This is a genomic window from Ferrovibrio sp., from assembly GCF_002796975.1.
GTDB lineage: Bacteria > Pseudomonadota > Alphaproteobacteria > Ferrovibrionales > Ferrovibrionaceae > Ferrovibrio.
The window spans coordinates 102,394-107,935 of the sequence record NZ_PEKV01000011.1 but is presented as its reverse complement, the minus strand read 5'-3'; the positions used below and the strand labels follow the sequence as shown (position 1 = coordinate 107,935).

The window sequence follows — 5,542 nt, the reverse complement described above, 5'->3', positions numbered from 1 at the left end:
GGTCGGCAAGCGCCGCGATTTCCCGCATGAACCGCTGCTGCCGCACAATCCGGGCATGACCGCCACCGGTGCCGGCATGCTGTGGGTTGGCTGGTACGGCTTCAATGCCGGTTCGGCGCTGGCCGCCAATGGCTCGGCCGGCATGGCGATGATGGTGACGCATATCTCGGCGGCGACCGGCGCGCTGACCTGGATGGCGATCGAATGGCTGCGCCACGGCCGCCCGTCGCTGGTCGGCATCGTCACCGGGCTCGTCGCCGGCCTTGCCACCATCACGCCGGCAGCCGGGGTCGCCGGCCCGGCCGGCGCGGTACTGATCGGCTTCTGCGGCGGCGCGATCTGCTTCACCGTTACGGCTTTGCTGAAACAGAAATACAAGCTGGATGACTCGCTGGATGTGTTTGCCGTGCACGGCGTCGGCGGCGCGCTCGGCATCCTGCTGGTTGCCATCGTCGGCCAGACCGGCTTCGGCGGCACCGGTTTCGCCGAGGGCGTCACGGCGCTGATGCAGTTCAAGGCGCAGCTGACCGGCCTGGCCGTCACCGCCGCCTGGTCGGGGCTGATCTCCTGGGGGATTTTCGCCGTGCTGAAGGCGAGCGGGAACCTGCGGGTGAGCGAGGAGGATGAATTCGACGGCCTCGACATCACCACCCATGGCGAACGCGCCTACGACCTGCACTNNGGGATGGGGTTTACGCGATTAAAAACAAAGTCGTCCAATGATTGACTAAGCAGGGCTCAGGACTAGTATCCGGCCTGATTTTCGGACGCCGACTCGGCCATTTTCCCCATTTGCGCCAACGGCGGACCGCCCCACCCCGAATGCTCCGGAGTCCAGCCGGGGCGAAGGCGCGAAACATGGCGAACGTCGAACGACCGCTCTCCCCCCATCTGCAGATTTACCGCTGGCCCGTCACCATGGCGACGTCGATCCTGCACCGCGCCACCGGTTGCGGTCTGGCCGCCGGCACTCTGCTGCTGACCTGGTGGCTGGTCGCCGCTGCCGCCGGCCCCGAATATTACGCCATGGTGCAGGCCTGCCTTGGTTCGATCCTCGGCCGGCTCGTGCTGCTCGGCTTCTCCTGGGCGCTGTTCTACCACCTGCTGAACGGCATCCGTCACCTGTTCTGGGATGTCGGCCATGGCTACAGCATTCCGGTCGCCAACAAGTCGGGCTGGGCGGTCATCATCGGTTCGGTGGTGCTGACCGTGCTGGCCTGGATCCTGGCCTACAGCTGGAAGTAAGGAGCGCATCATGAGCAAGTCGAACAATCATATGCGCAGCGCGCTCAAGTCGGTACGCGGCCTCGGCGCCGCCAAGGAAGGCGTGCAGCACTGGTGGATCCAGCGCGTCACGGCTGTGGCCATGGTGCCGCTGCTGCTGATCCTGCTGGTCTGCATGCTGAAGCTGGCGACCGGCGATCATGCCGCCGTCGCAGCCGCCTTCAAGCATCCGCTCTTCGCCGTGCTGGCGCTGCTCAGCATCCTCGCCGTCTTCTGGCACATGAAGCTGGGCCTGCAGGTGGTGATCGAAGACTATGTGCATACCGAAAGCGTGAAGATCGTCTCACTGCTCGCCATCACCTTCGCCACCTTCGTTGTCGGCGGTATCGCCGCCCTGTCGGTGCTCAAGATGTTTTTCGGAGCCTAAGCCCATGCCCGCCAGCTATCAGGTTCACGATCACTATTACGATGTTGTCGTTGTCGGCGCCGGTGGCGCTGGCTTGCGCGCCACCATGGGCCTGGCCGCGGCCGGCCTGAAGACCGCCTGCATCTCGAAGGTGTTCCCGACCCGCAGCCACACCGTCGCAGCGCAGGGCGGCATCTCGGCCGCGCTCGGCAATATGGGCGAGGACAACTGGCGCTGGCATATGTACGACACCGTCAAGGGTTCCGACTGGCTCGGCGACCAGGACGCGATCGAATACATGTGCCGCGAGGCCGTGCCGGCCGTCGTCGAACTGGAGCATTTCGGCGTGCCGTTCAGCCGCACGCCCGAGGGCAAGATCTATCAGCGCGCCTTCGGCGGCATGACCAAGAATTACGGCGCCGAGCCGGCGCAGCGCACCTGCGCCGCTGCCGACCGCACCGGCCATGCGATGCTGCACACGCTGTATCAGCAGTCGCTGAAATACGATACCGAGTTCTTCATCGAGTATTTCGCCCTCGATCTGATCATGGACGAGGAAGGCGCCTGCTGCGGCGTGATGGCCTGGAATCTGGCCGACGGCAGCATCCACCGCTTCCGGTCCAAGATGGTGGTGCTGGCGACCGGCGGTTACGGCCGCGCCTATTTCAGCTGTACCTCGGCGCATACCTGCACGGGCGACGGCGGCGGCATGGTGCTGCGCGCCGGCCTGCCGCTGCAGGATATGGAATTCGTGCAGTTCCATCCGACCGGCATCTACGGTTCGGGCTGCCTGATCACCGAAGGCGCGCGCGGCGAAGGCGGCTATGTCGTCAATTCAGCCGGCGAACGCTTCATGGAACGTTATGCGCCGTCGGCCAAGGATCTCGCCTCGCGCGACGTCGTCAGCCGCGCCATGACCATGGAAATCCGTGAAGGCCGCGGCGTCGGCAAGAACGGCGACCATATCTTCCTGCATCTGGATCATCTCGATCCGAAGATCCTGCACGAGCGCCTGCCGGGCATTTCGGAAAGCGCCAAGATTTTCGCCGGCGTCGACGTGACCAAGCAGCCGATTCCGGTGCTGCCGACCGTGCATTACAACATGGGCGGCATCCCGACCAACTATCATGGCGAAGTGCTGACCCTGAAGGACGGCAACCCCGACAGCGTGGTGCCCGGCCTGATGGCAGTGGGCGAAGCCGCCTGCGTGTCGGTGCATGGCGCCAACCGTCTGGGCTCGAACTCGCTGATCGACCTCGTGGTGTTCGGCCGCGCCGCCGCCATCCGCGCCGCCAATGTGGTGGACAAGAACGCCAAGCATCGCGACATCAAGGGCGCCGGCGACAATGCGCTGGCGCGCCTGGATCGCTTCCGCAACGCCAAGGGCGGCAGCCCGACCGCGCGCATCCGCGACAAGATGCAGCGCACGATGCAGAACAACTGCGCCGTCTATCGTACCGGCGATGTGCTGCAGGAAGGCGTTGGTCTGATCGACGAAGTCTGGAAGATGATGCCGGATATCGCCGTGGCGGACCGTTCGCTGGTATGGAATTCCGACCTGGTCGAGACGCTGGAACTCGATAACCTGGTCGGCCAGGCCGTGGTCACCATGCATTCCGCCGAGAACCGCAAGGAAAGCCGCGGCGCCCATGCCCGCGAGGATTTCGCGGATCGCGACGACAAGGAATGGATGAAGCATACGCTGGCCTGGGTCGGCGAGAACGGCAAAGTCACCATCGACTACCGCCCGGTGCACACCTACACGCTGACCAACGAGGTCTCGTATATCGAGCCCAAGAAGCGCGTTTACTAAGGAAGCAAGGATACCTCCCCATGGCTGAGTTCGCGCTGCCGAAGAATTCGAAGATTTCCAAGGGTAAGACCTGGACGCTGCCGCCGGCCAAGGCCGGCGAGGAGCGCAAGGTCCGCAAGTTCAGCGTCTATCGCTGGAACCAGGACGACGGCAAGACCCCTCAGGTCGACACCTACGAAGTCGACATGAACGACTGCGGTCCGATGGTTCTGGACGCGCTGATCAAGATCAAGAACGAGATCGATCCGTCGCTGACCTTCCGCCGCTCCTGCCGCGAAGGCGTTTGCGGTTCCTGCGCGATGAACATCGACGGCGGCAACACGCTCGCCTGCACCAAGGCCTGCGAGGATATCGACGGCGAGGTGAAAATCTATCCGCTGCCGCATATGCCGGTGATCAAGGATCTGGTGCCGGACCTGAGCAACTTCTACGCCCAGTACGCCTCGATCGAGCCCTGGATGAAGACCCAGAGCCCAGCGCCCGCGCGCGAGCGCCTGCAGTCGGCCGAGGATCGCAAAAAGCTGGACGGCCTCTACGAATGCATTCTCTGCGCCTGCTGCTCGACCTCCTGCCCGAGTTATTGGTGGAATTCCGACCGCTATCTCGGTCCGGCCATCCTCCTTCAGGCTTATCGCTGGATCGCCGACAGTCGCGATGAGATGACCGGAGAGCGACTGGACAACCTGGAAGACCCGTTCAGGCTGTATCGCTGCCACACCATCATGAACTGCGCGCAGACTTGCCCGAAGGGCCTCAACCCGGCGCAGGCCATCGGCGAAATCAAGAAGCTGATGGTGGAACGACGCGGCTGATCTGCTAGACTAAAGATCAAACAGGGGGCAAACGGCTGGATCGGGTTAACCGGTCCGCTTAAACTTGCGGCCGAATCTTCTGTGTAGTTTTGAGGCAAGGCCGCTAGGCGTTATGGGCGATTTTACCCGCGGGGCACCCCCGCATCTTACCAAGGTTGGCGCTGAGAAGCTGCGCGACGTCTTGCGTGAGCATGAAGCCCATCTTGCTGGTAAGCCCGGCGCACAGCCCGCCCTGCTGGCCTATACCGATCTTTCCGATGCCGATCTGACCGGCGCCAATCTGACACTGGCCGACCTGACCGGCGCGCGGCTGCATCGCGCCCGCCTGGACGGCGCGCGGCTTTCGATGTCGAAATGCGGCGGTTCGGATTTCCGTAATGCCACGCTCGACGGTGCCGATCTGCGCTGGGCCGATCTGCGCGGTGCCTGCCTGCGCGCCGCCGGCCTGAACGACGCCAACATGGCCGAGTCGAACGGCGCCGAGGCGCTGGCGCCGGTTTATGATTCCGAAGGCCGCATGACCGATGGCGGCCCCACCAAGCGGGCGATCGATCTGTCCGGCGCCTCCGCCCAGCGCGCCGATCTGTCGGGCGCGCAGCTGCCCAAGGCGTTTGCGCTGCATGCCGATTTCGCCGACGCCAATATGGACGACAGCAACCTGCGCGGCGCCGACCTGCGCAAGGCGCAGATGACCTCGGCCCGCCTCGAAGGCGCCGACCTGCAGGAATCCGATTTCTCCGGCGCCAATCTGGCCGGCGCCAGCCTGTCGGGCGCCCAGCTCGGCGGCGCGAATTTCACTGGCGCCGACCTGCGCGGCGCCATCGTGGATGCCGCCAGCCGCGGCCTGCCGGAACTGGCCGCCGCGATTTTCGCCGCCGCCTCGCGCCATGCCGAGGCCGACCTGGCCGAGATCCTCAAGCAGCATGAGCTGTGGGTGCATTCCGAAGGCCGCCAGGGCCTGCGCGCCGACCTGAGCGATTACGATTTCACCGGGCGCGACCTGCGCGGCGTGAACCTGATGGGTGCGCTGCTGGAACGCGCCTGCTTCACCAAGGCCGAGCTGACCAATGCCAATCTGGCGCTGGCCCGGCTGAATTTTGCCGACCTGCGCGACGCCGTGCTGGTGAAGAGCAATCTTCGTGGCGCCAGCCTGGCCCGCGCCACGCTGGACGGCGCCGACCTGACCGATGCCAATCTGGCCGCGATCAAGGACGATGCGCCGCATGCCCGCGCCGCCCGCACCAATCTGGGTGCCGCCAAATTGCGGCGTGCAATCCTGGTGAGTGT

At 64.8% G+C, this 5,542-nt stretch carries 6 protein-coding genes; all 6 read left to right on the top strand.

Annotated elements, in window-relative coordinates:
* A partial coding sequence (locus CTR53_RS13310) for an ammonium transporter (protein ID WP_367158974.1) occupies window positions 1-727 on the top strand: 727 nt, incomplete at its 5' end.
* Between the two features lie 131 nt (window positions 728-858).
* Window positions 859-1,245: a succinate dehydrogenase, cytochrome b556 subunit gene (sdhC, locus tag CTR53_RS13305; RefSeq protein WP_290814153.1), complete on the top strand. Its 387-nt coding sequence runs from the start codon at window positions 859-861 to the stop codon at window positions 1,243-1,245.
* A gap of 10 nt (window positions 1,246-1,255) precedes the next feature.
* On the top strand, window positions 1,256-1,651 hold the full coding sequence (gene sdhD / locus CTR53_RS13300; RefSeq protein WP_290814151.1) for a succinate dehydrogenase, hydrophobic membrane anchor protein: 396 nt from the start codon (window positions 1,256-1,258) through the stop codon (window positions 1,649-1,651).
* A 4-nt stretch (window positions 1,652-1,655) separates the two neighbouring features.
* Window positions 1,656-3,443, top strand: a complete 1,788-nt coding sequence (gene sdhA, locus CTR53_RS13295; protein WP_290814149.1) for a succinate dehydrogenase flavoprotein subunit — start codon at window positions 1,656-1,658, stop codon at window positions 3,441-3,443.
* 20 nt (window positions 3,444-3,463) lie between these two features.
* Window positions 3,464-4,255, top strand: a complete 792-nt coding sequence (locus CTR53_RS13290) for a succinate dehydrogenase iron-sulfur subunit (protein WP_290814147.1) — start codon at window positions 3,464-3,466, stop codon at window positions 4,253-4,255.
* A gap of 112 nt (window positions 4,256-4,367) precedes the next feature.
* On the top strand, window positions 4,368-5,542 hold a 1,175-nt coding region (locus CTR53_RS13285; protein WP_290814144.1), incomplete at its 3' end, for a pentapeptide repeat-containing protein.

Bases quoted from the DNA above. Each gene is read 5' to 3' on its own strand.
- sdhC (WP_290814153.1), top strand. From the start codon at position 859: ATGGCGAACGTCGAACGACCGCTCTCCCCCCATCTGCAGATTTACCGC.
- sdhD (WP_290814151.1), top strand. From the start codon at position 1,256: ATGAGCAAGTCGAACAATCATATGCGCAGCGCGCTCAAGTCGGTACGC.
- sdhA (WP_290814149.1), top strand. From the start codon at position 1,656: ATGCCCGCCAGCTATCAGGTTCACGATCACTATTACGATGTTGTCGTT.
- CTR53_RS13290 (WP_290814147.1), top strand. From the start codon at position 3,464: ATGGCTGAGTTCGCGCTGCCGAAGAATTCGAAGATTTCCAAGGGTAAG.